The following is a 26,052-nucleotide window of genomic DNA, read 5'->3' as shown; positions in this document are numbered from 1 at the left end:
GGTCGGGGTGGGGAGGAGGAGGGGCGCCGGTCAGGCGGTGGCGTACGAGAGCAGGTCCTGCCGGGTGATCACGGCGACCGGCTTGCCCTCGTCGGTGACGAGCAGGGCGCTGACCTCGGTGAGCGCGGCGCGGGCCGACGAGATGCTCTCGCCGAGTCCGATCAGGGGCAGCGAGTCGCCGGAGGAGGCGCCCAGCGGGTCGGTCATCGCCGCGGCCCCGCTGAACACGCGGTCGAGCAGCTCGCGCTCGTCGACCGCTCCGACGACCTCGCCCATCACCACCGGCGGCTCGGCGCTGAGCACGGGGAGCTGCGAGACCCCGTACTTCGTCATGATCTCGATGGCGTCGCGCACCGTGTCGCTCGGGTGGGCGTGCACGAGCGCGGGCAGCTCGCCGACCTGCGGATTCGCGGCGCGCGCGCGGAGGACGTCGCGGACGGTGCCCTCCTCGGGCCGCTCGAGGAAGCCGTAGGAGCGCATCCAGCGGTCGTTGAAGATCTTGCCGAGGTAGCCGCGCCCGCCGTCGGGCAGCAGCACCACGACCACGTCGTCCGGGCCGAGGTCGGCCGCCGCCTTGAGCGCGACCGAGACGGCCAGGCCGCTCGAGCCGCCGACGAGCAGCCCCTCCTCGCGGGCGAGCCGCCGGGTCATCGCGAACGACTCCGCATCGCTGGACGCGATGATGCGGTCGACGACGCTCGGGTCGTAGGCGCTGGGCCAGAAGTCCTCGCCGACGCCCTCGGTGAGGTAGGGCCGTCCGCCGCCGCCCGAGTACACCGAGCCCTCGGGGTCGGCGCCGATGATCTGCACCCGGCGGTCGGACACCTCCTTGAGGTAGCGGCCGACTCCGCTGATCGTGCCGCCCGTGCCGACGCCGGCGACGAAGTGGGTGAGGCGCCCGGCGGTGTCGCGCCAGATCTCGGGCCCGGTGGTCTCGTAGTGGCTGAGCGGGCCGTTGAGGTTCGCGTACTGGTTGGGCTTGAACGCGCCGGGGATCTCGCGGGCGAGGCGGTCCGAGACGGAGTAGTAGGAGTCGGGGTCCTCCGGGGCGACGGCCGTCGGCGTGACGACGATCTCGGCCCCGTAGGCCGTCAGCACGTTGCGCTTGTCCTCGCCGACCTTGTCGGGCAGCACGAACACGCAGCGGTAGCCGCGCTGCTGGGCGACGAGCGCCAGGCCGATGCCGGTGTTGCCGCTCGTGGGCTCGACGATCGTGCCGCCGGGCTTCAAGAGCCCGTCGCGCTCGGCCGCGTCGATGATGCGCGTCGCGATGCGGTCCTTCGACGAGCCGCCGGGGTTGAGGTACTCGACCTTGACCAGGACGGTCGCCCGCACTCCGGAGGCGGTGGGTCCGAGCTTCACCAGCGGGGTGTCGCCGATCAGGTCGAGCACCGATTCGGCGTAGGCCATCCCGGTCTCGGGGCGTGCTGGCAGGGCTCGATCGAGGGTCATGACGCCAGGGTACCAACCGGTTCGGAGCGTATGACGGGAGCCCCCGGCCACCGCCGACCGAGCCCCTGGCCGGGTCCCGCCAGGTGCTGTCGCCGCGATCCGCAGTGCCCTATCGTGGGGGTCCGCGAGCGCTGCCGCCGATACCGGAACGGACCACGAATGACCTCTCCGATCGCCGCACCGCCGCGGCGTCCGGCCGATGCGCACCTCCTGCGCCTGCTCGGCCCGGCCATGGTCGCCGGAGTCGCCTACCTCGATCCGGGCAACGTCGCCAGCAATATGACGGCGGGCGCCCGCTTCGGCTATCTGCTCGTGTGGGTCGTCGTCCTCGGCAACCTGATGGCGTGGCTGATCCAGTACCTCTCGGCCAAGCTCGGCCTGATGACCGGCCGCAGCCTGCCCGAGCTGCTCGGCGAGCGCCTCCGCGGCCGCTGGGGGCGGCGGGCCTACTGGCTGCAGGCCGAGACGGTCGCGATGGCGACCGACCTCGCCGAGGTGATCGGCGGCGCGATCGCGCTCAACCTGCTCTTCGGTCTGCCGCTCCCCGTCGGCGGCCTGGTGACGGGGGCGGTGTCGCTCGCGCTCCTGCTCGTGCAGACCCGCGGAGGCGCGCAGCCCTTCGAGCGCGTCATCACGCTGCTCATGGTCCTCATCGCCATCGGCTTCACCGTCGGCGTGGTCGTCGATCCGCCCGACGCCGGCTCGACCCTCGCGGGCCTCGTCCCGCGGTTCGAGGGATCGGAGTCGGTGCTCCTCGCCGCGTCGATCCTCGGCGCGACCGTCATGCCGCACGCGATCTACGCGCACTCCGCACTCGCCCGCGACCGCTTCGGCCGCGTCGACGGCGTCGGCGCGCGCCGCCGGATCCTCGTCGCCACGCGGATCGACGTCACCGTCGCGCTCGCGATCGCGGGCACCGTGAACCTCGCGATCCTCCTCCTCGCCGCGCACTCGCTCTCGGGAGTCGACGGCACCGACAGCCTCGAGGGCGCTCACGCCGCGATCGGCGCCGCCCTCGGGCCGGTCGTCGCGACGCTCTTCGCGGTCGGCCTGCTCGCCTCCGGTCTCGCCTCGACCTCGGTCGGCGCGTACGCCGGGGCCGAGATCATGCACGGCCTGCTGCACGTGCGGGTGCCGCTGGTCGCGCGACGCCTCGTCACGCTGATCCCGGCGCTGCTCGTGCTGGCGATCGGCTTCGACCCCACGCGGGCGCTCGTGCTCAGCCAGGTCGTGCTGTCGTTCGGCATCCCGTTCGCCCTGGTGCCGCTGGTGATCCTCACCCGCGACCGCCGCCTGATGGGCGACCAGGCCAACCGCTGGTTCACCACTCTCGGCGCCACCCTCGCCGCCGCCTGCCTGATCGTGCTGAACGGCCTGCTCCTCTGGCTGACCTTCGCCCCCTGACGCAGGACTCCCTCCGACGTCGGCGTTGATCCGATCCGGAGCCTGTCTCGTTATCCTCTGAGAGCGCTTTTCAGGCGCCTGCGCCCGCTGCCGGCGCGCCATCCCGCGACCAGAACGAGAGACGCCGCGTGCCCAAAGACACGATGTCCGCCAAGAACCGTGCCCGCCAGGAGAAGCTCGAGGCCTACCGCCGCGAGCAGGAGAAGCGCAAGCGCAGCGGCCGGATCTGGATCTGGTCGCTCTCCGCTCTCGCCGTGATCGCCGTCGGCGCCATCGTCGCCGTCACCGTGATCGGCAATCAGCAGATCGTCGAGGCGCGCCAGATCGACGGCCTGCAGACCTTCGAGAACGACGCGACCCACGTCGCCGGCGCCGTCGACTACCCGCAGACCCCGCCCGCCGGCGGCCCGCACAACTCCGTCTGGATGAACTGCGGCGTCTACGACCAGCCCGTCCCCAACGAGAACGCGGTGCACGACCTCGAGCACGGCGCCGTCTGGGCGACCTACGACCCCTCCCTCCCGCAGAGCGAGGTCGACGCGCTGATCGCGGCGATGCCCGACACCTACGCCGTCGTCTCGCCCTACGAGGGTCTCGACTCGCCGATCGTCCTCAGCGCGTGGGACGCCCAGGTCGCCATCGACTCCCCCGACGACCCCCGGATCGACGCGTTCGTCGAGCGCTTCTGGCAGGCGTCCACCGCTCCCGAGCCCGGCGCGCCCTGCACCGGGGGCATCGACGCCCCCGGCAAGCAGTGATGACGCCCGCGGGCAGCAGGGGTCGTCTCCTCGTCGCGGCCGTCGCCGTGGTGGCCCTGCTCCTCGGGGCGGCGGGCGGGTACGTCCTCGGCGCCCTCGCCCCGTTCTCGCGGGCCGCGACTCCGTCGAGCACCAGCGCGGAGGCGGGCTTCGCGCGCGACATGCAGGTCCACCACCTGCAGGGCGCCCAGCTGGCCCTGATCGCGCACGAGCGCAGCACCGATGACGAGGTGCTCACCGTCTCGAAGGACATCCTGCTCACGCAGCAGCAGCAGTCCGGCCAGCTCTTCGGCTGGCTGACGTCGTGGGGTCTCCCGCAGGCCTCCCCCGAGCCGTCTATGACGTGGATGGGCCGCCCGACCCTCGCGGGAGCCGCCGACGAGCACTCCTCGATGGGCATGGGGACGGAGGAGGGAGTCGTGCCGTCGAGCATGCCCGGTCTCGCCACCCAGGACCAGATCGACGAGCTCACGGCGGCGTCCGGTCGCGATCTCGACCGCCTCTTCCTCCAGCTGATGATCGCCCACCACCGCGGCGCGATCGACATGGCGGAGGCGCTCCTCGCCCGCAGCCGCGACACGGTCGCCACCGACTTCGCCACCTCCGTCGTCAGGGCCCAGGAGGCCGAGATCTCGCTCATGGAGCAGATGCTCGCCGACCGCCCGGCGGTCTGACCGCGCCGCCGGCCCGCCCGGCTCAGGCGCCGACGGCCGTCTCGACCTGCTGCGCGTAGAGCGAGGCGTAGAGGCCGCCGCGCTGCTGCAGCTCGGCGTGGGTTCCCGACTCGACGATGCGGCCGCCGTCGACCACGTGGATCACGTCGGCCGAGACCACCGTCGACAGGCGGTGCGCGATCGCGATCGTCGTGCGTCCGCGGGAGGCGTCGTCGAGCGCGGTCTGCACGATCCGCTCCGAGACGGTGTCGAGCGCGCTCGTCGCCTCGTCGAGGATGAGCACCGCCGGATCCTTCAGCAGCACCCGCGCGATCGCGAGCCTCTGCTTCTCGCCGCCCGAGAGGCGGTAGCCGCGCTCGCCCACCAGGGTGTCGTAGCCGTCCGGGAACGACGCGATCGTGTCGTGGATGTTGGCCGAGCGCGCCGCCGCCTCGAGCTCCTCCTGCGTCGCATCGGGGCGCGCGTAGCGCAGGTTGTCGGCGATCGACGCGTGGAAGAGGTAGGTCTCCTGGCTGACGATCCCGATGTGCGACACGAGCGACGCCTGGCGCAGCTCGCGCACGTCGGAACCGGCGAACCGCACGGAGCCGCCCGTCACGTCGTAGAGGCGCGGCACCAGGTACGAGATGGTCGTCTTGCCCGCGCCCGACGGGCCGACGAACGCGACGAACTGCCCCGGGGCGATCGAGACGGAGACGTGATCGAGGGTCGGGCGCGCCTCGTCGGTCTGGTCGGGGTAGCGGAAGACGACGTCGTCGAGCTCGACCCGGCCCAGCTCGCCGCTGACGTCGTGCGCGGTCGCCCGGTCGGCGATCGCCGGGCGCAGGTCGAGGTACTCGAAGATGCGCGCGAAGAGGGCGCCGGCGGTCTGCAGGTCGAGCGCGACGCGCATCAGCCCGAGCAGCGGCCACATCAGCCGCGCCTGGACGGTGGTGAAGGCGACCACGGTGCCCGCGGTGACGGTCGTGCCTCCGAGGATGAGCCACGCGGCGACGAGGTAGACGATGACCGGGATCACCGAGAGGAAGATCTGCACCATCGCGAAGAACCACTGGCCCGACATCTGCTGGCGCACCTGCAGGTCGATCTGGCGGCCGTTCTCGTCGGCGTAGCGCGTCACCTCCGACTCCTGGCGGCCGAAGCTCTTGGCCAGGAGGATGCCCGAGACGCTCAGCGTCTCCTGCGTGATCGCCGTCATCTCGGACAGCGACTCCTGCGTCTTCGTGGCGATGCGCGCGCGCACCTGGCCGACGCGGCGCTGCGCGATCACGAGCACGGGGGTCAGCACCAGGGCGACGATCGTCATCTGCCAGGAGAGCAGCAGCATGGCCACCACGGCCGCGATCACCGTGACCGTGTTGCCGAGGACGCTCGAGACCGTGTTCGTCAGCACGCTCGCCACGCCGCCGACGTCGTTCGCGAGGCGCGACTGGATCACTCCGGTGCGGGTGCGGGTGAAGAAGCCGAGCTCCATCGCCTGCAGGTGGCGGAACAGCCGGATCCGCAGCTCCCCCATCACCGTGTTGCCGACGGTCGCCGTGAGGTAGGTCTGCCAGACGCCCAGGATCGCCGAGAGCGCCCAGACGAGCACCATGATGCCGACGAGCTCGAGCAGCACGGGGAAGTCCGGTCCGCCCTCGGGCGGGAACAGCCCCCGGTCGAAGGCGAGCTGGGTCAGGAGGGGCGGCACCACCGTCAGCGCGGCGCCGACCAGCACGAGGGCGACCGTCAGGGTCAGCTTGGCGCGGTGGTCGCGGAACAGCTCGGCGATGCGGCCGAACAGTCCGTCGATCCGCGGGGCGTCGGCATTGGCGCGGCGCTGGCTGTCGGGGTCGCCGCTCGAGATCCTGCCGCGCACCGCTCCGCCGCGCATCCCGCCGCCCGCCGCGACGTCACCCATCCTGCTCATCGCTCGACCCTAACCCCGCCCGCCGACACCGCCGTCGGCTTCCGCCCACGGCGAAGATGTGCTGTCGAGCACGCCCGCAGAACGACTCCGGCCCGGCGATCCTGAGGACAGGAGCACCGGGCCGGAGAAGCGGATCGGAGGAGCGTCAGCCCTTCGTCGCGCCCGCGAGCAGGCCGCGGACGAAGAACCGCTGGAGGGAGAAGAACACGATCAGCGGCACGATGATCGAGATGAACGCCCCCGCCGTGAGCAGCTCCCACGACTGCCCGTAGGAGCCCGAGAGGTCCTGGAGGGCCTTGGTGATCGGCAGCCCCTGTCCCGAGGTGAACACCGTCGCCACCAGCAGGTCGTTCCAGACCCAGAGGAACTGGAAGATGCCGAACGACGCGATCGCGGGGACGGCGAGGGGCAGGACGATCCGGAAGAAGATCTGCCCGTGACCGGCGCCGTCGACGCGGGCGGCCTCGATGACCTCTCCCGGGATCTCCGAGATGAAGTTGTGGAGCATGAAGATCGCCAGCGGCAGCGCGAAGATCGTGTGCGCGATCCACACCTTCGCGTACGAGCCGTCCAACCCGTTCACTCCGAGCCCCGGGAGGATGTAGAGGTTGCCGATGCGCAGGCCGTCCGAGAACAGCTGCAGCAGCGGCACGAGGGCCATCTGGATCGGCACGATCTGGAGCGAGAACACCAGGACGAAGAGCGTGTTGCGGCCCTTGAAGTCGATCCACGCGAACGCGTACGCCGCGAGGCTCGCGATCGTGATCGGGATCAGCGCCGCGGGCAGCGTGATCACGAGCGAGTTCACGAACGCCTTGCCCAGCGTCAGGCTGTCGCCCGAGTTGAGGGCGTTGACGTAGTTGTCGAGCGTGAACCCGGGGTTCGCGAAGACCGTCCACCAGCCGGTGGTCTTGATGTCGTTGGCCGGCCGGAACGACGAGATGAACAGGCCGAGCGTCGGGATGGTCCAGATGACCGCGATGATCAGCGCCGCGATCGTCGCTCCGCGCGAGGTGGTGGCCTTCTTGACCTTGCCGCTGGCGGCCTCGATCCGGGACTCCCCGCGCAGGAGGCGCCGTTCGGTGGTGCGGTCGACCGGAACCTGGATCGGAGTGGGCGTGACGCTCATCGGATCTCCCTCTGCTTGGCGAGCTGGCGGGCGTTGTAGACGACGATCGGCAGGACCAGCAGGAACAGGATGACCGCGAGGGCCGCGCTGTAGCCGCTGCGGGCGCCGAGCTGGAACTGGCGGACCATCTCGAACGCGAGGACCGTGGTGTCGGAGCGGCCGCCGGTCATCGCCGAGACGATGTCGAAGACCTTCAGCGACGCGATCGAGATCGTGGTCAGCACGACCACGATCGAGGAGCGGATGCCGGGCACCTGGACGTTCCAGAACGACTGCCAGGCGTTGGTGCCGTCGAGCGACGCCGCCTCCAGCTGCTCCGCCGGGACGCCCTTGAGCGCCGCGGAGAGGACCGTCATGGCGAAGCCGGCCTGCGTCCAGATGAGCACGACCACGAGGAACAGCGTGTTCCACGGCTCGAGGCCCAGCCAGTCGACCGGGGTGCCGCCGAACGCGGTGAGGATGCCGTTGAGGACACCGATCTGCTCGCCCTGGCGCACGTCGTAGAAGAACTTGAAGATGATCGACGCGCCGACGAACGAGATCGCCATCGGCATGAAGACCAGGAGCTTGAAGAACTTCTCGCCGCGGCTCTTGTCGATGAAGACCGCGTAGGCGAGGCCGATCGCGGTCGCCGTGATGGGGGCCAGCAGCACCCAGACGACGGTGTTGAGGAACGCGGTGACGCCGTCGGGGCTCGTGAAGACCCAGATGAAGTTGTCCAGGCCCGCGAAGCCCGAGCCGTCGTTCTTCATGAACGCGTTCAGCGCGGTCGTGATCGTCGGGTAGATCAGGCCGATGAGGATGAAGAACGCGGCCGGCGCCATGAACGCGATCAGCTGCAGTGCGTAGCCCGCGCCTTTGCGGGACCGGAAGTCGAGGAGGAAGAGGATGCCGCCGAGGACGGCCGCGACGACCGCGACCCACATGACGGAGTTGTACAGGCCGAAGGCGAGGAGCAGGGCGACCGGGACCACGACCGAGACGGCGAGGCGGAGGATCGTGTAGCCCGTGCCGCGACGCGGTGCGACCTCGACGAAGAAGAGGATGATCGCCACGACCGCCGCGAAGGCGATCAGGATGAGCGGGATCTGCGCGAGCGGGGGGATGCTCGCCAGCCACTGGAAGAATGCGGACATGGACGCCCTTTCGAGTGCGACTCTGAACTCAGCTGAAGCCTAGCGAGGACGAGGGCCGCCGCCCAGGGAGCGGCGGCCCTCGTCCTCGTGACCGCTAGGAGGTGTACCCGGCCTGGATCTCCTCGAGGACCTGGTCGGTGCTCGAGCCGTCGATCCAGTCGACCATGCCCTTCCAGAAGCTGTCGGCACCCACGGACTTCGGCATGAGGTCCGAGCCGTCGAAGCGGAACGTGGTGTCCTCGCTCTGCAGGATGCCGATCGAGTCCTTCAGGATGTCGCTGCCGGCGTTCGCGGCGTCGAGACCCTTGTTGGCCGAGATGACTCCGCCGAGCGAGACGCGGCTGTTCGCCCAGTCAGCGCTGGCGAGGTACTCCTGGACCTTCGCGGTGTCCTCGTCGTTCGAGAACGCAGCGACCATCTCGCCACCACCGGTGACGGCCTGGGGGTCGTCGGCGTTGGTCGGCGGGGTGAGGAAGGCCCACACATCGCCGTCCTCGGCCACCGTGGCGCCGGCCGAGATCAGGAAGCCCTCGAAGAAGGACGCCTGGTGGGTCAGTGCGCAGGAGCCGTTGGCGATGTTCTGCGCGACGTCGCCGAAGGCGGTGGAGTTGATCGACGAGACGTCGCCGTAGCCGGCGTTGACCAGGGTCGGGTCGAGCAGGATCGAGCCGACGGAGTCGAATGCCGCCTTGATCTCGGGGTCGGTGAACGGGGTGTCACCGGCGACCCAGGAGTCGTAGACGTCGGGGCCGGCCTCGCGGAGGACGGCGTCCTCGATCCAGTCGGTGCCCGGCCAGCCGGACGCCTCACCGGAGTTGAAGCCCGCGCACCAGGAGGGTCCGCCGGACTTCTCGGCGATCGTCTTGCCGAGCGCCTCCATCTCGTCCCAGGTCGTGGGGACCGAGACGCCCCACTCGGCGAACTTCGCCGGCGAGTACCAGATGTAGCCCTTGACGCTCGCCATCAGCGGCGCGCCGTACTGCGTGCCGTCGACCTGGCCGTACTTCTGCCAGTCCTCGGACCAGTTCTCCTGGACGTTCGCGAGGGCGCCCTCGGGCAGCTCCTGCACCTTGCCGGAGGCGACGGTGTCGGCGAGCAGACCGGGCTGCGGGAAGATCGCGAGGTCGGGGGTGTCTCCACCCTGGACCTTGATGCCGATCTGCTTCTCGAACTCCTTGTCGCCGGTGTACTTGATGTCGATGCCCGACTCCTCCTCCCAGTCCGCCCAGGACTGCTCGAGGAGGGTCGCCTCGTCACCGTTGATGGTGCCGTAGACGTTGACGACGCCGTCGGCGGTGCCGACGGTCCCGGCGGAGCCGCCGCCGGCGTTGGGGTCGTTGGGGTCACTGCTGCTCGAGCAGCCAGAGAGCGCGATTCCGGCGGCCGCCAGGACGGCGACCGGGACGGTGATACGGCGGTGCAGGGATGACCGCATACTTCCTCCTCATTGAGTGGTGGTCCAGCGTCGATCCGGGACGAGCGGCGCGTGCCGCACCCGGCCGGGGACCGGCGGGCTGTGGCGGCTCGAAGCGGATGTCGCGACGACTCGGATGGTGCTGATGGCGATGCCAGGAGGAACTCCGAGCGGATCACCGGGTTGCTGTGGGCGGGATCCCACGGAGGGAAACCTTTCCACAGGTTCGATGAAATCACAACGGCCACGATAGAGCGCTCTCTGAGATAACGATTCGGCGTCAAACCGGCGTTCTCAGGCCGAAAGGGGGGCCCGAGATCGATCTCGCGCTGGCAGCCCTCCTGCCTACGGGGTATACATTCCTGGAACCGTTTCCAGCATCGACGCCGGACGGTCGGGAGGAACGCCGTGCCGGGCATCGAAGAGGTCGTCGAACTCGCCGGAGTCTCGAAGGCGACCGTCTCGAGGGCCCTCAGCGGTCGCGGCTACGTCTCGGCGAGCACGAAGCAGCGGGTCGAGGGTGCGGCGGCGAGCCTCGGCTACGTCGTCTCGGCCAACGCCTCGAGCCTGGTGACCGGACGCAGCAACAACATCGCCGTCGTCATCCCCGTCATCAACCAGTGGTTCTTCGGCGGGATCATCGAGGGGATCGAGCACGCCCTGCTCGCCGCCGGCTACGACCTTCTCCTCTACAACATGGACAAGCACCTCGATGCGCGGCGCAGCGTCTTCGAGTACTACCTCGTCCGCAAGCGCGTCGACGCGATCGTCGCGGTCACCCTCGAGATCTCACCCGACGAGACGGAGGCGCTCCTCGCGCTGGGCAAGCCGGTGGTCGGCATCGGCGGCGAGCTCCCGGGCATCCCCACCTTCAGCATCGACGACGTGGCCGCCGCGCGCCTCGCGACCGAGCACCTCCTCTCGCTGGGGCACGAGCGCCTCGTCCACATCGGCGGCCTGGCCGAGGAGGAGATGGACTTCCACGTCCACACCAAGCGCCGTGACGGGTTCCGCGAGGCGGTGGAGGCGGCCGGGCTCCCCTTCGACCCCGCCTCCTTCGTGCCGACCCGGTTCGACATCCCCGGCGGCCACCGGGCGGGCCGGCAGGTGCTCGGCGACCCGAGGACGCGGCCGACGGCGATCTTCGCCGCCTCGGACGAGATCGGCATCGGCATCATCCTCGCGGCGCGCGAGCTCGGCCTCTCGGTGCCCGAGGACGTGTCGGTCATCGGGATCGACGACCACCCCCTCGCCGAGCTGTTCGGACTGACCTCGATCCGGCAGGACCCGCGCCAGCAGGGCGAGCTGGCCGTGCGGCTCCTCCTCGAGGCGCTCGCGGCGACCGCGCGCGGCGAGACCCCTCCCCCGGCGCGTCACACCACCATCCCGGCCTCGCTCGTCATCAGGACGAGCACCTCGGCGCCCAGGAGCGTCAGAATCGGAGCATGACCGATACCGAGATGCCCACCGTCCGCGACGACCGGGAGCGGTCGCGCTTCGAGATCTCCGTCGGCGGTGAGCCCGCGGGCTTCGCCGCCTACGTGCGCCGCGGCGACGACGTGGTCCTGACCCACACCGTCATCGACGACGGCTGGGAGGGGCACGGCCTCGGCGGCGTCCTCGCCCGCGCGGCCGTGCTCGCCGTGACGGAGGCGGGACTCACGGTCGTGCCCCGCTGCCCGTTCATCGCGGCGTGGCTCCGCAAGCACCCCGATGTCGAGGCGCGCGTGCGCTGGCCGGAGGACTGAGCGCACCCCTCAGGCGCGGGGGGCCACCACGAGGCGCTCGTGCATGATCTCGACGGCGCGCTCGAGGACGCGGCGGTCCTCGGGCGTCAGGTCGTCGAAGATCGGGGTGAGCGCGTCGCCGAGCTGCGAGCGCCAGGCCGCGAGCGCGTCCGCTCCGGCGTCGGCGAGGCGGATCTGCCAGGCGCGGGCGTCGACCGGGTCGGCGATGCGATCGAGCCAGCCCGCTTCGACGAGGTTCTTCACGATCTTGGTCATCGTGGGCTGCGACACCCGGCTCTGGACGGCCAGCTCGCCGAGGCGCATCGGGCCCATCGACAGCAGCACCGAGAGAGTGCGCCACACGGCCTGCGACTCCTGGTTGTCGGTCGCCTGCGCGGCGAGCCGCGTGATCCGGTGCGTCACCGAGACGAAGTCGCTCAGCAGCTCGCTGAGCGAGACCTCGCTGGGCGGGACATCGCGGGCCGGGAGGCCGGCGAGCGGATCGGGAGCAGTCACGCCTCCGATCCTAGAGCCCGCCCGGGAACGGCGAAGGGCGCCGCCTCCGAGGAGACGACGCCCTGCATCCGGCCGGAGCCGGGGTGGAACTGCTTACTTGACGGTGACGGTCGCGCCGGCGGCCTCGAGCTGGGCCTTGGCCTTCTCGGCGGTCTCCTTGTTGACGGCCTCGAGGACAGCCTTGGGGGCGCCGTCGACGACGGCCTTCGCCTCGCCGAGGCCGAGGCTGGTGAGCGCGCGGACCTCCTTGATGACCTGGATCTTCTTCTCGCCGGCGGCCTCGAGCACGACGTCGAACTCGGTCTGCTCCTCGACCTCTTCGACGGGGGCGGCCGGTCCGGCAGCGCCAGCAGCCGCGACGGGCGCGGCGGCGGTGACCTCGAAGACCTCTTCGAACTTCTTGACGAACTCAGAGAGCTCGATGAGCGTGAGCTCCTTGAAAGCCTCGATGAGCTCGTCCTGCGTGAGCTTTGCCATGATTTTTCTCCTAGTTTTTCTTGTCTACGAACCGCGTGCGCACCGTCTCCCGTGAGGGAGGGATCAGCTCGCGGACTCCTGCTTCTCGCGCAGCGCCTCGACCGTGCGAACGGCCTTGGACAGCGGCGCCTGGAACAGATATGCGGCACCGAACAGCGAGGCCTTGAAGGCGCCGGCGAGCTTGCCGAGCAGAACTTCGCGGGACTCGAGGTCGGCGAGCTTGCCCACCTCTTCTGCGGTCAGCGGGTTACCGTCGAAGTAACCGCCCTTGACCACGAGCAGAGGGTTTGCCTTGGCGAAGGCACGCAGCGACTTGGCCACGGCGACGGGGTCGCCGTGCACGAACGCGATGGCCGAGGGGCCGGCGAGCTCGTCGTCGAATGACGAGATCCCGGCGTTGTTCGCCGCGATCTTGGTCAGCGTGTTCTTCACCACGGCGTAAGTCGCGTGCTCACTGATGTCCTTGCGCAGCGTCTTGAGCTGAGCAACAGTGAGACCGCGGTACTCGGTCAGCAGAACGGCGGTCGAGCTCTGGAACTTGTCCGTGAGCTCGGCGACCGAGGCTTCCTTGTTCGCCATGGTTACTCCTGTGAATTCTCGTGCCGGTAGCCCGAAAGCAGGCAAAGAAAAAAGCTCCGGCGCAGGAGCGCGGGAGCTTCGGGAATCGCGATGAATCGCGGTACTGAGTCTCTTGCACACCTGCGCGGGCCATTCGCTCTGCGAATCCTTCGTCCGGTGGCGATCTCGCGGGGCCTGGGCCCTGCTCGCGCGCACACCGGAAACCGGCGGTCTTTGGCTTCGGAGAGCGTACGACGTGCACGGGGTGCGGCGCAAGTCGGAGTCGGGGACCGCCTGGAGGATCCTGGAGTCATGACGCCACCGCCCTCCCCGCCCGGCACCGACGCCGCCATCGCCTCGGTCGAGGGCGAGCTGAGCACGCTCCTCAACCGCGTGAGGGCGGCGATGCGCTCCTACGCCGAGCAGCTGCACCCCGATCTGACCCCGCTCGGCTACAAGATCCTGTCGACCCTCGAGCGGCGCGGACCGCTCTCCTCCGGAGCGCTCGCCGAGCTGCTCGAGACGGACAAGTCCTCGCTCAGCCGTCAGATCACGGCGCTCGACCGGTTCGGCTTCCTCGAGCGGGCACCCGACCCGGGCGACGGTCGCGTCACGATCCTGGCGGTGGGAGAGGAGACGGCCGCGCGGCTCGTCGAGATCCGCAGCTCGAACCAGGCGCTGATGCACGAGGAGCTGCGCCGCTGGGAGCTCGACGACGTCGAGCGGTTCGCCGGTCTCCTCCACCGGATCAACGCACTCGACTTCGGCGGCGGGGTCTGAGGGGGCCGCTCGGGCGGCGCCTCTCCGCTAGCACCGCGGGGCGAGTCGGGCAATCGGGCTCCCCCGGGGCGGGCGACTGCGTACCGTCGGAGGGAATGGATGCCAGCGACCTCCCGCCCCTGCCCGACGACGTCGACGGCGCGCTCGCGCTCGCCCGCACGATCGGAGGCGGCGCACCGCTGCCCGGATCGGGACGCACGGCCGAGCTGCTCGGCCTGCTGGAGCGCCTCGGTCGGCACGACCTCGGGGTCGCCCGCGCGATCGAGCCGCACCTCGACGCGCTCGCGATCCTCGCCGAGGCGGGGCTCCGGCCCGACGACGTCGGCATCGCGACCGGCGCGACCTGGGGCGTGTTCGCTGCGGAGGGCGGCGGCGAGCCGCTCGTCGCGCGGCTCGACGGCGACGGCTGGCTGCTGGACGGCGTGAAGCCGTGGTGCTCGCTGGCCGACCGCCTCGACGCCGCGCTGGTCACCGCGCACGTCGGCGACGCCTCCGGCGAGCGCCGCCTCTTCGCGGTCGGCCTCGGCGGCGGGCGGGCGGCCCCGGAGGCGGGAGCCTGGCAGGCCCGCGGCCTCGTCGAGATCCCGAGCGGGCCGGTCCGCTTCACCGCGGCTCCGGCGCGGGCCGTCGGCGAGGCGGGCTGGTACCTCTCGCGGCCGGGCTTCGCCTGGGGCGGGATCGGCGTGGCGGCCTGCTGGCACGGCGGAGCCCTCGGGGTCGCGGCGACCGTCGCACGGGCGGCCGCGCGGCGCGCCGAGCCGCACCTGCTCGCGCACCTCGGGGCGATCGACACGGCCCTGTCGGCCGCGCGGCGCGCTCGACGAGGCCGCCGCACGGGTCGACGACGGCCGGGCGCAGGGCGCCGACGGTGCACTGCTGGCCAAGCGGACCCGCGCGAGCGTCGCGGGCGCCGTGGAGGAGATCCTCCTGCGCGCCGGGAGGGCGCTCGGACCGGCGCCGCTCGCCCTCGACGCCGAGCACGCCAAGCGGGTCGCGGATCTCTCCCTCTACGTCCGGCAGCACCACGCCGAGCGCGACGACGAGTCGCTCGGGCGGGCCGTGCTCGCGTCCGGGAGCGCAGAGCAGTGGTGAGCTTCGACGGGCACCTCGAGGGCACCCCCCTCGAGCAGTGGCGGGCGGACGGACGCGTCGACCGGCTCCCTCCGCTCGAGCACCGCCTGCTCGCGGCGCCGGCGCTCGAGCGGATCCTCGTGGTCGTCGCGCACGCGGACGACGAGACCCTCGGCTGCGGCGGCACGATCGCGCTCGCGCGGCGGCTCGGGACACCGGTGGACGTGGTGATCGTGACGGACGGGGCAGCCGCGCACGGCGACGCCTCCGCCGCTCTCGCCGACGAGCGCCGGGTCGAGGCGGAGCAGGCGCTCGGCGAGCTGGGCCCCGGCATCGGCCTCGCCTTCCTCGAGGTGCCCGATTCGGCGACGCCCGAGCACCGGGACCGCATCCTCGACGCGGTGCGCACGCGCGCCACCGGAGCGGCGGGGAGCGTGCTGCTGCTCTCGACCTGGGCCCGGGACGGCCACCGCGATCACCGCGTCGTGGGCGAGATCTGCGCCGAGGTCGCCGCCGAGCTCGGGCATCCCGCACTCGCGGCGCCGATCTGGCTCTGGCACTGGGCCGAGCCCTCGCACGAGGAGGTGCCGTGGCCCGACCTCGTGCGCGTCGAGCTCGACGCCGAGGCCCGGGGCCGGAAGCGGAGCGCCCTCGCGCGCTACCGGAGCCAGACCTCGCCCGGGCCCGGCGGGACCGACGCCGTGCTGCACCCGCTGTTCCTGCGGACCTTCGCGGGCGACGACCGACTCGTGCGGATCGCCTGATGCCGCACGGGACACCGGGGTCGGACAGACTGGGGACGTGCCGATGAGCTACTTCGACCAGTTGTACGAGCGGCACGAGGACCCCTGGGGGTACACGAGCCGCTGGTACGAGGAGCGCAAGCGCGCCCTCACGCTCGCGAGCCTGCCCGAGCGGCGCTACGGCTCGGTGCTCGAGATCGGGGCCTCGATCGGCGTGCTCGCCGAGGCGCTCGCGACCCGCGCCGACCGCCTGCTCGCCGTCGACGTGTCGGCGGCCGCGGTCGACCGCGCCGCCCGCCGGCTCGCTCCGCTGTCCCACGTGCGGGTCGAGCACCACGACATCACCCGCGGGGTGCCCGAGGGACCGTTCGACCTGGTCGTGCTCTCGGAGGTCGGCTACTACCTCGGCGCGGCGGCACTCGACGACGCCCTCGCCGGCATCCGCGAGCGCCTCTCCCCCGCCGGCGAGCTGGTCACGGTGCACTGGCGGCACCCGATCGAGGGCGTCGAGCTCGACGGTGACGCGGTGCAGCGCGCAGTCGGCCGCCTCGGCCTGCACCGCCTCGTGCGGCACGAGGAGGAGGACGTGCTGCTCGAGGTCCACACCCGTGACGCGCGCTCCGTCGCCCGGCGGACGGGACTCCTGTGAGCGGGCGGAGCGAGCGCGGGTCGATCGAGCAGGTCCTCGTCGTCGTCCCCGCGCACGACGAGCAGGAGCGGATCGGCCGCCTGGTCGCCTCGGTGCTGGCGAGCGCCGAGCACCTCGCGGGCTCGCACCCCGCCGTGTCGGTGCGCCTGGTCGTCGCGGCCGACGGCTGCAGCGATGCGACCGTCGAGTACGCCCGCTCGGCCGGGGCGGAGGTGCTCGAGATCGAGCGCTGCGGAGTCGGCGCGGCCCGCTCGGCGGGGATCGCGCACGCGCTCGCCGGCGCGACCTCCTCCTCCGACCAGGTCTGGCTCGCGAACACCGACGGCGACACGGTCGTGCCCGTCGACTGGCTGCACGCCCACGTCGAGCACGCCCACGAGCACGACGCCCTGGTCGGGACGGTGCGGCCCGAGCCCGCCGACCTCGACCCGGAGGCGTACGAGCGCTGGCGCGAGACCCGTGCCCGCGAGGAGTCGATCGGCAGCATCCACGGCGCCAACCTCGGAGTCCGCGCCAGCGCGTACCTCGCCGCGGGCGGGTTCGGGGCGGAGGCGCTGCACGAGGACGTGGGACTGGTCGAGAGGCTGCGCGGGATCGGCGCGAGCGTCGGCGCGACCGACCGGGGCGAGGTCGTCACCTCCGGCCGTCGCGACAACCGCGTCGAGGGCGGGTACGGCGCCTACCTGCACGAGCGCTTCTCGAGCGCGGTCCCGGCCTGCTCGCCGGCCTGAGACGATCGGCGCGCACGCGTCGCACGACGACGGGGGTCGCTGTCAATGGTCTGGCCCTGAATTGTCATGGATCGCCCCGGACAGTCACAGTAGGTGTCGAGCACGACCCGGTGCTCCTCCGTCGGAAGGGTCACCGCATGAATCCTCGCCTCGTCCTGCTGGCGCTGGTCGCTCTCGCCGCCTACGTCTTCGGCGCCCGCGCCGGTCGCGGACGGTACGAAGAGCTCCGTCATCTCGCACTCGGTGTCTGGAACGACCCGGCCACGAAGAAGACGCGCAAGAAGCTCAAGAAGTCCTCGAAGCGTGAGGCGAAGCACTTCACCAAGATCGCGGCCAAGGCTCGCGACAAGGTGCAGCGCTCCATCCGCTGACCGGCACCACTCGACTCACGACGCCATCACGATCGGCGTCGACGCCCGCATCGGAACGGCCGATCGGGCACGGACACTAAGGAGAAAACATCATGGGCATCATCGGTTGGATCGTCCTCGGCCTCATCGCCGGGGCACTCGCAAAGCTCATCCTCCCCGGCAAGCAGGGCGGCGGATGGATCATCACCATCATCCTCGGCATCGTCGGCGCGCTGCTCGGCGGCTTCATCGGCGGAGCGCTCTTCGGTCGCGACGACCCGATGGGCTTCAACTTCGTGAGCATCGTCCTCGCAGTGGTCGGCGCGATCATCGTGCTGCTCATCTACGGCGCGATCACCGGCCGCAAGTCGCGCGCGTAAGCATCCCCTCGAAGGCCCCCGGCATCCGTGCCGGGGGCCTTCGGCGTTCCCGGACTCCCGGTGTTCGCGGGCCGCGCAAGGCCTTGCAGCTGGGAGGCTCCGGGGCGTGAACTGGTACCCGGCCGCACGCACCACGATGCGGCCGACCCCCGACGAAAGGACGCTCGAGTATGAGCACGGACAGCACTGTCCCCACGATCACCCTGAACAACGGAGTCGAGATCCCCCAGCTGGGATTCGGCGTCTTCCAGATCGACCCGGCCGAGACCAAGGACGCGACCCTCGCGGCGCTCGAGGTCGGCTACCGCCACATCGACACCGCGGAGATGTACGGCAACGAGGCCGGCGTCGGCGAGGCGGTCCGCGCCTCCGGACTCGACCGCTCGGAGGTCTTCGTCACCAGCAAGCTGAACAACGGCTTCCACGCCCGCGAGGACGCCCTCGCCGCGATCGACGTCACGCTCGGCGAGCTGCAGTTCGACTACGTCGACCTGTTCCTGATCCACTGGCCGCTGCCCAAGGTCGGCGACTACGTCGAGACGTGGAAGGCGATGGAGGAGATCTACCGCAGCGGCAAGGCGAAGGCGATCGGCGTCTCCAACTTCCAGACCAACCACCTCAACCGCCTCCGCGCCGAGGCCACGATCGTCCCGGCCGTGAACCAGATCGAGGTGCACCCCTACCTGACCCAGGAGGAGCTGCGCGCCTACGGCACCGAGCACGGCATCGCCATCGAAGCGTGGTCGCCGATCGCCCAGGGGCTCGTCCTCGACGACGAGGCCATCGTGCGCATCGCGCACAGCGTCGGCCGCTCCCCCGCCCAGGTCGTGCTGCGCTGGCACCTCCAGCGCGGCGACATCGTGTTCCCGAAGTCGGTGACGCGCGCCCGCGTCGAGGAGAACTTCGCGCTCTTCGACTTCGAGCTCGACGCCGAGTCGATGACCGCCATCACGGCGCTCGACCGCGGGCACCGCACGGGACCCGACCCCGACACGTTCAACTACATCCCGGAGTGATCTCCGGCTCGTGAAACGACCTCCGGCTCGCAGGATCTCTCGATTCCTGCGAGCCGGACGTATTCGTGCGAGCCTCGGGGCGTCAGCCCTGCGAGTCGCGCCAGGAGTGCTCGGGGGCGTAGCCGAGGACCTCGCGGGCGTGGTCGATCGAGAGCAGGGTGTCGTTCACTCCGAGATCGCCGCGGATCTCGACTCCGGGGAAGACCTCGGCGACGAGCTCGGCGTTCGGGCGCGACATGACGGTGTCGGCGGCCGCGATGATGAAGCGGTCGTAGCCCGTGGCGTCCAGCTCGAGCGCCTTCTCGACCGCCTGCGCGCCGTCGCGGCCGTCGATGTAGCCCCACAGGTTCCACTTGCGGGCGAGGGCGTCGGAGTCGAACGACGGGAACTCGGCGTAGTCGGACTCGTCCATGACGTTCGAGAAGCGCAGGCCGATCATCTTCAGGTCGGGGTGCCAGCGGCACAGCTCGACGGCGAGCGCCTCCTCGAGCACCTTGGTGAGCGAGTACACCGACTCCGGGCGGGCCGGGTACTTCTCGTCGACGGGGATGTAGGGCGGCGCCTCGTCGAACGGCAGGCCGAGGACGGTCTCGCTCGAGGCGTGCACGATGGTGCGGATGCCCGAGCGGATCGCCGCGTGGAAGACGTTGAACGTCGAGTTCATGTTGTTCTGGAAGGTGGCGATGTCGGGGACCATCCCGGGCGCGGGGATCGCGGCCAGGTGCACGAGGGCGTCGATCCCGTCGTACTGGTCGTTCACCGACTGCAGGGCGTCGACGACCTGGCCGTAGTCGGAGACGTCGATGCGGACGAAGCCCGCACCGCGGTCGCCCGCCCGGTCGAGGTTGACGACGTCGTGGCCTGATGCGCGGAGGCGGGTGACGACGCTGCGGCCGAGCTTGCCGGATCCACCGGTGACTGCGATTCTCATGCCTCGAACGCTAACGGGCTCCGCGGATCCCGGCGAGGGGTGGCGGATCAGTCGCGGGAGTGGAGCGAGATCCCGCCGCCGACCTCCGGGGTCGTCTCGTCGGCGACGAGCTCGGTCCAGCGCCTCAGCACGCTCGCGCCGGCCTCGTCGTTGACCAGGCCGTCGACCACGAGCACCGGGTAGGGCTTCTCGGGGACGCCCTCGGCCGGACGCACGTCGACGTGGGCGACGTCGTAGGCGTGCTCGAAGAGCCAGTCGGCCATCGCGTAGTCGCTCCGGGAGTCGCCGACGGTGCGCCAGCGCTGCGGGATCGGACCGGTCGCACCGAGGAGCTCGACGGCGCGCTGGGCGCCCAGGTCCTTGCCGAGGCGGTTCGACTCGATGTCGGTCGAGATGACGGTCGGGTCGATGCGGTAGCCGACCTTCCCGGTGTCGTCCGGGTAGCGGATGCCGCGGCGCTCGACTCCGAGGCCCGCGGCGGTCATGATCTGCAGCGCGTCGGCGTCGAAGACGAGCTGGCGCTCGAGGTAGTCCTCGCTCGAGAGGTCGACGAGCTGCTCCGCCGACACCATCGCGCGCTTGGTCTCGTCGAAGAAGACCAGGTCGTCGTAGTCGGAGCGGATCATCCGCTCGAGATCGCGGGCCACCGCCTCCGGGATCGCGAGCGACTCGTCGACGATCGGCTCGGAGGTGCCGCGGTAGTCGACCGTGAACCACACGGCGCCCTTCTCGCAGACGCACACGATGCGGGCGTCGGCCGAGACGCCGCGCTCGAGGAGGGAGGGCAGCACGCGCTCGCGCAGGAACGCGTCGGAGCGGCCGGTGTTGAAGACGATCGGGATGCCCGCGTTGGCGAGGCGCACGAGGTCGTCGGCGATCGCCGGGATCGAGATCGTGCGGGTCACGGGGCTCGCGATGGGGCCGTCGACGTCGAGGAGCAGGCCGAGGGGAGGCGGTGTGGAGGTCATCCCCACCCATTCTGCCGTGCGCGGCGCCCCGGCCGGTCCGTCACGAGACGGAAACGCGCCGCCCCTACGCTCGGGGCGTGATCCCCCTCGTCATCGACACCGACACCGCCGCGGACGACTGCTTCGCCCTCCTCATCGGCCTCCTCGATCCGCGCGCCGATCTGCGCGCGGTGACGATGGTCGCCGGCAACGTGGGCTTCGACCAGCAGCTGCACAACGCCTTCCTCACCATCGCCCTGGCCGGGCGCGCCGGCGAGGTGCCGGTGCACCTGGGCGCGAGGACCCCGCTCCTGCGCCCCTGGGTCAGCGCGACGGACGTGCACGGCGACGGGGTCGGCGGCATCCGGCGCCCCGACGACGCGCAGGCGCCCGACCCCGAGCACGCCGTCGACGCGCTCATCCGGCTCGCCGCCGAGCACGCGGGCCGGCTGCGCATCGTCGCGATCGGGCCGCTCACCAACATCGCGCTCGCGGCGCGGAAGGACCCGGCCTTCGTCGGCAACGTCGAGCTGCTGACGGTGATGGCCGGGTCGATCAACGGGCGCGGCAACATCACGCCCGCCGCCGAGTTCAACGTCTACGTCGATCCGGAGGCGGCCGCGATCGTCACCGAGGCGGGCTTCGCGGATCTGCGCTTCGTCACCTGGGACCCGCTGACGCTGCGCGACGCCGTCTTCGACGCCGCGCGCATCGAGCGGATCGCCGAGGCCGGCACCCCGCTCTCGCAGTTCTTCGTGCGGGCCAACCGGGCCACCTTCGACTTCGACGTCCGCGTCGGCATCGACGGGTCCACGCATCCCGACTCGCTGTCGGTGCTGCTCAGCCTCGACGAGGACATCGTGCTCGCCGAGCGGCACTACTCGGTCGCGGTCGAGACCGACGGCCGGACGACGCTCGGCGCGACGGTCTTCGACTGGAAGGCGACGCCCGAGACGGCGAACGCGACGGCGGTCGAGCGCATCGACGGCGAGCGCTTCTTCGAGTACCTCCGCGCCCTGCTCGCGACGACGCCGCCGACCCCGGAGGCGGTGCGCGCCGCGATCAGCGCCTAGACGCCGCCTGCACCCCGGCGACGATCGCCGCCGAGACCGCCTCCGGGTCGAGGTCGACCACGAGGCGCGTCGACCCGCTCGGGTCGGGCGTGAAGGTGGTGAGGCCGTCCTCCTCCGGATCGCCCCCGAGGCCGACGGTCACCGTGCCCGGCTCCGACAGCACGACGAACTCGGGGCGGAGGAGCGCGAGGACCGTCACCGGGTCGTGCGGCACGTTCCAGGTCTCGTTCCAGAACTCCCACCACTGCCGGATGTCGCGGTGCAGGGCCTCGCCGAGCGCGCCGGCCGCGCGGATCGCGTCGAGCTGCTCCGCGCGCATCTCGATCCGCTGCGTCACCTCGAGCCCGGCGATCACCGTGGGGATGCCGGCCGCGAGGACGGTGCGCGCGGCGTCGGCGTCGCTGCGGATGTTGTGCTCGGTGACGCCGGTGCCGAACGCGCCGCCCATCAACCAGAGGCGGCGCAGCGAGCCGGCGAAGCGGTCGTCGCGCCGGATCGCGGCGGCGATGTCGGTGAGCGGCCCGACGGCGATCACGTCGACGGTGCCCGGCTCGGCGGTGACCAGGCGGACGAGGGCGTCGACCCCCGGCTCCGCCGAGACGCTCTCGCGCTCGAGCCCCTCGTGCAGGCTCCCCTCGTGCCCCGCCCACCAGACCTCGCGGCCGGAGTGCGTCGCCGTCTCGCCCGCGTGCACGGCGAGGCTGCGCCCGGCGAGCCCCGCGTAGCGCTGCGCGAGGCGGGCGCGGAGGAGGGTGTCGCCGTAGACCGTCGTCACCGCCAGCAGGTCGATCGCGTCGGAGGCGCCGAGGAGCAGGGCGAGGGCGAGGGCGTCGTCGACGTCGGTCCCGAGGTCGGTGTCGAACACGACGCGGGGGCGGTGTGCGCTCATGCGCTCAGCGTGCCACGGATCGTCATACGGACGATACAAAACGTTTTGTAGCCTGACACGACGGTGATCGGAGCGGTGATGGAACTGAAGTCGCGAGCACGCGGGTCCCTGCTGGGACTCGCCTCCGGAGACGCCCTCGGGGCGCCCACCGAGGGGATGACGCGCGAGGCGATCGCCGAGCGCTGGGGCCGGGTCGACGGCTTCCTCGACCCCGATGCCGCGGGCACCGACGACACCGAGTACGCGGTGCTCTGCGCGCGCGGGGCGCTCCGGCACGGCCGCGCGCTCACCTCGGACGACGTCGCCGACCTCTGGCTCGAGGCCCTCTCGGTGCAGGACGGCGGCTTCGCGGGCGCCGGCTTCTCGGAGATGGTCGCCCTCGACAACCTGCGCCGCGGGATCCGGCCGCCGGACAGCGGCGAGCGCAACGACGAGTCGTGGAGCGACGGCGCGGCGATGCGGGCGGCTCCGCTGGGGCTCCTCTGCCCGGGCGATCCGGTGGAGGCGGCGCGACTCGCCTCCGTCGACGCCGCCGTCAGCCACGCGCGCGACGGCGTCTTCGCGGCGGAGGCGGTCGCGGCGGCGGTCGCGACCGCCGTGGGAGGAGGCGACTGGCGGGAGTCGCTCGCCGCGGGACGCGAGGCGATCCCCGCCGACAGCTGGACCCGCCGCACCGTCGATCGCGCCCTGCTCCTCGTGGCCGAGGCGGACAGCGTCGCCGCCGCCGAGACGGCGCTGGCCGAGCGCATCCCGCTCCTGCACTACCCCTGGGCCGACGCGGCTCCGGAGGCGCTCGCGCTCGCGTTCGGACTCGTCGCCGCCCACGAGGGCCGGCTCGTCGACACCGTGCTCGCCGGGGTGAACATCGGCCGCGACTCCGACACCATCGCCGCGATGGCGGGGGCGATCTGCGGCGCGATCCACGGCGAGGAGGCGATCCCTCCGCTCTGGCGCGACACGGTGCGCTCGGTCTCGGGCCGCTGCATCACCGCGACGGCGGGGACCGATCTGATCGACCTGGCCGACGCCCTCGCCGAGGCGGGGTCGCTCCGATGACCTCGCGTGCCGACCGCGCCCGCGGCGCCCTGCTCGGCCTCGCCGTCGGCGACGCCCTGGGTCATCCCGCCGACGCGCACCGCTCGATCCGGCACCCCTGGCCGCGCGGAGCCGCCCGCAGCGGGACGGCCGCGCTCGATGCGCAGCGGGTCAGCCGCCCGCTCCTCCCCTTCGCCCCGACGCTCGACGGCACGCGCGGCCTCGTCGCGACCGACGACGCCGAGACCGCGGCCGTCGCCGCGCTGGCCCTGCTCGCCTCCCCCGACGACCACCGCGTCGCGGCGCTGCTGCCGCACTGGATCGCGCAGCACGCCCGAGACGACGCCTGGACGGGCATCGCCGCGCGCAGCGCCGAGCGGAACCTCGCGCTGGGGCTCCTGCCTCCGGCGACCGGCGACGACAACCCGGCCCGCGACGACGACACCGCGCTGCCCGCGGCGGTGGCGATCGGGATCGCGGCGGCCGGGGACGTGGAGCGGGCGGGCCGCATCGCCGCCGGGTACGCCTCGATCACGAACTCGGGCGACGGCCTCGCGGCGGCGGTGATCACGGCGCGCGCGGTCGCGGCCCTCGTCGCAGGAGCGGAGGTGCAGAGCGTGGTCGCCGCGGCGCTGAGCGAACCCGCCCCGGGTCGACTCGCTGCAGCGCTCGACGACGCGCGCGGTCTCGTCGGGGGGGGCGTCGATCCGTTCCAAGTGCTGCCCGAGCTGATCGAGCGGCTCGTCCCGCGCAACTACTCGTACTCGAACGCGGCGGCGGTGACCCTCCCGGTCGCGCTGGTCGTCGTCGGTCTCGCCGGAGCGGAGGCGGGGCGCGCGCTCCCCCTCGCCCTCTCGATCTCGAGGGCCGCCGACGGGACGCCCGCGATCGTCGGCGCGCTCTGCGGTGCCGCCTCCGGCGCCGGCGCGCTGGAGGCGTACCGGCCGCTCGCCCTGCTCGAGGGCGTGCTCCTGCCCGGGACCGCCGGGGTCGACCTGCTCGCGACGGCCGACGCACTGCTCCGCCTCTCGGGAAGGACCGACTCATGACCACGACCTGGGTCGACCCCGCCGATCCCCTCGCCGCGCTGGCGAAGGTGTCGCTGCACGACCACCTCGACGGCTCCGTGCGCCCCGCGACGCTGCTCGAGCTCGCGGCCGAGTCGGGTGCACCCGTCCCCCGCCAGGATCCGGAGGCGCTGCAGCACTGGTTCACGCACTTCGCCGAGCTCGAACCGGGCGCCGACTGGGAGCTGCTCTTCGGGCTGACCACCTCGGTGATGCAGACCGCCCCGCAGCTGCGGAGGATCGCGCGCGAGTACGTCGGGACGCTCGCCGCCGACGGGGTCGTGTACGCCGAGACGCGGTGGGCGCCCGAGAAGCACCTCGCCCGCGGACTCTCGATGGACGAGGCCCTCGCCGCCGTGCAGGACGGACTCGACGCGGGCATGCGCGACGCGGCCCGCGACGGCCGGCCCGTGCTCGTGCGCCAGCTGCTCTCGATCATGCGCACCGCCGATCGCGGCCCGGAGGTGGTCGCCGCGGCGCTCCGGAACCGCGACGCCGTCGTCGGCATCGACCTCGCCGGGCACGAGGAGGGCCGTCCGGCCCGGGAGCACGCCGAGTGGTTCCGCCTCGCGGCGGCGCACGGGCTCTCGCGGACGGTGCACGCGGGCGAGATGGCGGGTGCCGACTCCATCGAGGACGCCCTCGACAGCTGCGCGGCTCAGCGCATCGGTCACGGAGCGCGGCTCGCCGAGGACATCGCGGTGGACGGTCGCGTGCATCCGGTCGGCGAGGTCGCCGCCGCCTGGCGGCGTGCGGGCGGCGGGCGCGACAGCCTCCGCCTCGGCCCCCTCGCCCAGCGGGTCGTCGACGAGGCGATCCCGCTCGAGATGTGCCCGACGTCGAACTCGCAACCGGGCGGAGTCGTGGACACGCTCGCGCAGCACCCGGTCGGCCTGCTCCACGCGGCCGGGGTCGCGGTGACCGTGCACCCCGACAACCGGCTGCTCTCGAGGACCGGGGTCACGGGCGAGCTGCGGGTGATGGTCGACCGGTTCGGCTGGGGCCTCGCCGACATCGAGCGCGCGCAGCGCACGGCGCTGGCCGCCGGGTTCCTCGACGACGAGCGGCGCGAGCGGCTGCGGGAGGAGCGGCTCGCGCCGTCGTTCGCGCGGGCGTCGGAGTGAGAGCCGCACGCTGATCGAGCCCGGTGCGAATCGTCAGCAGGTCACGCTCGCGGGGTGGACCCGTCTGCCCGAGGATGAGCGGAGGGGGACGATCCGAGCCCCCGCAGTCTGC

At 71.9% G+C, this 26,052-nt stretch carries 27 protein-coding genes; 16 read left to right on the top strand and 11 right to left on the bottom strand.

Annotated elements, in window-relative coordinates:
• Window positions 1-30: 30 nt before the first annotated feature.
• Window positions 31-1,410: a cystathionine beta-synthase gene (locus GSU68_RS04605; protein WP_159910127.1), complete on the bottom strand. Its 1,380-nt coding sequence runs from the start codon at window positions 1,408-1,410 to the stop codon at window positions 31-33.
• A 201-nt stretch (window positions 1,411-1,611) separates the two neighbouring features.
• Between GSU68_RS04605 and GSU68_RS04600 the strand changes: the two genes are divergently transcribed.
• The 3 genes from GSU68_RS04600 (at window position 1,612) to GSU68_RS04590 (ending at window position 4,288) form a co-directional block, all read left to right on the top strand.
• Window positions 1,612-2,856 carry an Nramp family divalent metal transporter gene (locus GSU68_RS04600; RefSeq protein ID WP_159905907.1) on the top strand — a complete coding sequence of 415 codons (1,245 nt, stop codon included), beginning with the start codon at window positions 1,612-1,614 and terminating at the stop codon, window positions 2,854-2,856.
• A gap of 128 nt (window positions 2,857-2,984) precedes the next feature.
• The gene (locus tag GSU68_RS04595; protein WP_244259390.1) at window positions 2,985-3,614 is read left to right on the top strand and encodes a DUF3105 domain-containing protein; all 630 of its coding nucleotides are present in this window, start codon (window positions 2,985-2,987) and stop codon (window positions 3,612-3,614) included.
• Entirely contained in the window at window positions 3,614-4,288 is a 675-nt protein-coding gene (locus tag GSU68_RS04590) for a DUF305 domain-containing protein (RefSeq protein ID WP_159905906.1), read from the top strand. Before GSU68_RS04595 ends, GSU68_RS04590 begins: the two co-directional genes overlap by 1 nt.
• A 22-nt stretch (window positions 4,289-4,310) precedes the next feature.
• Here the strand turns inward: GSU68_RS04590 and GSU68_RS04585 are convergent, their stop codons facing one another.
• The 4 genes from GSU68_RS04585 to GSU68_RS04570 form a co-directional block, all read right to left on the bottom strand.
• A complete protein-coding gene (locus GSU68_RS04585) occupies window positions 4,311-6,188 on the bottom strand; it encodes an ABC transporter ATP-binding protein (protein ID WP_159910125.1) in 1,878 nt (625 codons plus the stop codon).
• A gap of 154 nt (window positions 6,189-6,342) precedes the next feature.
• Window positions 6,343-7,326, bottom strand: a complete 984-nt coding sequence (locus GSU68_RS04580) for a carbohydrate ABC transporter permease (RefSeq protein ID WP_159905905.1) — start codon at window positions 7,324-7,326, stop codon at window positions 6,343-6,345.
• Window positions 7,323-8,462: a sugar ABC transporter permease gene (locus tag GSU68_RS04575; RefSeq protein ID WP_159905904.1), complete on the bottom strand. Its 1,140-nt coding sequence runs from the start codon at window positions 8,460-8,462 to the stop codon at window positions 7,323-7,325. The genes GSU68_RS04580 and GSU68_RS04575 overlap by 4 nt, the downstream gene beginning before the upstream one ends.
• 94 nt (window positions 8,463-8,556) lie before the next feature.
• Entirely contained in the window at window positions 8,557-9,897 is a 1,341-nt protein-coding gene (locus GSU68_RS04570) for an ABC transporter substrate-binding protein (RefSeq protein WP_159905903.1), read from the bottom strand.
• Window positions 9,898-10,284: 387 nt separating this feature from the next.
• Between GSU68_RS04570 and GSU68_RS04565 the strand changes: the two genes are divergently transcribed.
• Both GSU68_RS04565 and GSU68_RS04560 read left to right on the top strand, forming a co-directional pair.
• Window positions 10,285-11,325, top strand: a complete 1,041-nt coding sequence (locus GSU68_RS04565) for a LacI family DNA-binding transcriptional regulator (protein ID WP_159905902.1) — start codon at window positions 10,285-10,287, stop codon at window positions 11,323-11,325.
• Complete coding sequence (locus tag GSU68_RS04560) at window positions 11,322-11,624, top strand: GNAT family N-acetyltransferase (RefSeq protein ID WP_208544649.1); 303 nt, start codon at window positions 11,322-11,324, stop codon at window positions 11,622-11,624. Before GSU68_RS04565 ends, GSU68_RS04560 begins: the two co-directional genes overlap by 4 nt.
• A gap of 9 nt (window positions 11,625-11,633) precedes the next feature.
• Here GSU68_RS04560 and GSU68_RS04555 read toward each other — a convergent pair whose 3' ends face one another.
• The 3 genes from GSU68_RS04555 to rplJ all read right to left on the bottom strand — a co-directional run bounded on the left by GSU68_RS04555 (window position 11,634) and on the right by rplJ (window position 13,175).
• Window positions 11,634-12,119, bottom strand: coding sequence for a MarR family transcriptional regulator (locus GSU68_RS04555; RefSeq protein ID WP_159905901.1), 486 nt, complete (start codon window positions 12,117-12,119; stop codon window positions 11,634-11,636).
• Window positions 12,120-12,212: 93 nt separating this feature from the next.
• The gene (gene rplL / locus GSU68_RS04550) at window positions 12,213-12,596 is read right to left on the bottom strand and encodes a 50S ribosomal protein L7/L12 (RefSeq protein WP_056041673.1); all 384 of its coding nucleotides are present in this window, start codon (window positions 12,594-12,596) and stop codon (window positions 12,213-12,215) included.
• Between the two features lie 63 nt (window positions 12,597-12,659).
• The gene (gene rplJ, locus GSU68_RS04545) at window positions 12,660-13,175 is read right to left on the bottom strand and encodes a 50S ribosomal protein L10 (RefSeq protein WP_159905900.1); all 516 of its coding nucleotides are present in this window, start codon (window positions 13,173-13,175) and stop codon (window positions 12,660-12,662) included.
• Window positions 13,176-13,466: 291 nt separating this feature from the next.
• Here rplJ and GSU68_RS04540 point away from each other — a divergent pair, with 291 nt between their 5' ends.
• The 7 genes from GSU68_RS04540 (at window position 13,467) to GSU68_RS04505 (ending at window position 18,874) form a co-directional block, all read left to right on the top strand.
• Complete coding sequence (locus tag GSU68_RS04540; protein WP_159905899.1) at window positions 13,467-13,934, top strand: MarR family transcriptional regulator; 468 nt, start codon at window positions 13,467-13,469, stop codon at window positions 13,932-13,934.
• Window positions 13,935-14,029: 95 nt separating this feature from the next.
• Window positions 14,030-15,769 (top strand): PIG-L family deacetylase, encoded by a 1,740-nt coding sequence (locus tag GSU68_RS19835; RefSeq protein WP_244259389.1) that lies wholly within the window; start codon window positions 14,030-14,032, stop codon window positions 15,767-15,769.
• Window positions 15,770-15,812: 43 nt separating this feature from the next.
• Window positions 15,813-16,397 carry an SAM-dependent methyltransferase gene (locus GSU68_RS04525; protein WP_159910123.1) on the top strand — a complete coding sequence of 195 codons (585 nt, stop codon included), beginning with the start codon at window positions 15,813-15,815 and terminating at the stop codon, window positions 16,395-16,397.
• Complete coding sequence (locus tag GSU68_RS04520; RefSeq protein WP_159905897.1) at window positions 16,394-17,128, top strand: glycosyltransferase; 735 nt, start codon at window positions 16,394-16,396, stop codon at window positions 17,126-17,128. Before GSU68_RS04525 ends, GSU68_RS04520 begins: the two co-directional genes overlap by 4 nt.
• 137 nt (window positions 17,129-17,265) lie before the next feature.
• The gene (locus GSU68_RS04515) at window positions 17,266-17,499 is read left to right on the top strand and encodes a hypothetical protein (protein ID WP_159905896.1); all 234 of its coding nucleotides are present in this window, start codon (window positions 17,266-17,268) and stop codon (window positions 17,497-17,499) included.
• Window positions 17,500-17,591: 92 nt separating this feature from the next.
• On the top strand, window positions 17,592-17,858 hold the full coding sequence (locus GSU68_RS04510; RefSeq protein ID WP_159905895.1) for a GlsB/YeaQ/YmgE family stress response membrane protein: 267 nt from the start codon (window positions 17,592-17,594) through the stop codon (window positions 17,856-17,858).
• 170 nt (window positions 17,859-18,028) lie between these two features.
• Window positions 18,029-18,874 (top strand): aldo/keto reductase, encoded by an 846-nt coding sequence (locus tag GSU68_RS04505; RefSeq protein ID WP_159905894.1) that lies wholly within the window; start codon window positions 18,029-18,031, stop codon window positions 18,872-18,874.
• 82 nt (window positions 18,875-18,956) lie between these two features.
• On the opposite strand, the gene GSU68_RS04500 is transcribed toward GSU68_RS04505, so the two are convergent.
• Together GSU68_RS04500 and GSU68_RS04495 are read right to left on the bottom strand one after the other, a co-directional pair.
• The gene (locus tag GSU68_RS04500; RefSeq protein ID WP_159905893.1) at window positions 18,957-19,805 is read right to left on the bottom strand and encodes an NAD(P)-dependent oxidoreductase; all 849 of its coding nucleotides are present in this window, start codon (window positions 19,803-19,805) and stop codon (window positions 18,957-18,959) included.
• A 47-nt stretch (window positions 19,806-19,852) separates the two neighbouring features.
• Window positions 19,853-20,773 (bottom strand): hypothetical protein, encoded by a 921-nt coding sequence (locus GSU68_RS04495; protein WP_159905892.1) that lies wholly within the window; start codon window positions 20,771-20,773, stop codon window positions 19,853-19,855.
• 77 nt (window positions 20,774-20,850) lie between these two features.
• On the opposite strand from GSU68_RS04495, the gene GSU68_RS04490 reads away from it, so the two are divergent.
• The gene (locus GSU68_RS04490) at window positions 20,851-21,825 is read left to right on the top strand and encodes a nucleoside hydrolase (protein WP_159905891.1); all 975 of its coding nucleotides are present in this window, start codon (window positions 20,851-20,853) and stop codon (window positions 21,823-21,825) included.
• On the opposite strand, the gene GSU68_RS04485 is transcribed toward GSU68_RS04490, so the two are convergent.
• A complete protein-coding gene (locus GSU68_RS04485) occupies window positions 21,815-22,714 on the bottom strand; it encodes a nucleoside hydrolase (protein ID WP_159905890.1) in 900 nt (299 codons plus the stop codon). The genes GSU68_RS04490 and GSU68_RS04485 overlap by 11 nt on opposite strands.
• 78 nt (window positions 22,715-22,792) lie before the next feature.
• On the opposite strand from GSU68_RS04485, the gene GSU68_RS04480 reads away from it, so the two are divergent.
• From GSU68_RS04480 to GSU68_RS04470, 3 genes are read left to right on the top strand one after another with little or no spacing between them, the layout of a single operon-like run.
• On the top strand, window positions 22,793-23,770 hold the full coding sequence (locus tag GSU68_RS04480) for an ADP-ribosylglycohydrolase family protein (protein WP_159905889.1): 978 nt from the start codon (window positions 22,793-22,795) through the stop codon (window positions 23,768-23,770).
• Window positions 23,767-24,798, top strand: a complete 1,032-nt coding sequence (locus GSU68_RS04475) for an ADP-ribosylglycohydrolase family protein (RefSeq protein ID WP_159905888.1) — start codon at window positions 23,767-23,769, stop codon at window positions 24,796-24,798. Before GSU68_RS04480 ends, GSU68_RS04475 begins: the two co-directional genes overlap by 4 nt.
• Window positions 24,795-25,940: an adenosine deaminase family protein gene (locus GSU68_RS04470; RefSeq protein WP_159905887.1), complete on the top strand. Its 1,146-nt coding sequence runs from the start codon at window positions 24,795-24,797 to the stop codon at window positions 25,938-25,940. The genes GSU68_RS04475 and GSU68_RS04470 overlap by 4 nt, the downstream gene beginning before the upstream one ends.
• Window positions 25,941-26,052: the final 112 nt, after the last annotated feature.

It is taken from the genome of Rathayibacter sp. VKM Ac-2759, from assembly GCF_009834225.1.
Taxonomy (GTDB): domain Bacteria; phylum Actinomycetota; class Actinomycetes; order Actinomycetales; family Microbacteriaceae; genus Rathayibacter.
Note: the sequence above shows the minus strand (reverse complement) of the source record. Positions and strands in the feature narration are given on the sequence as shown.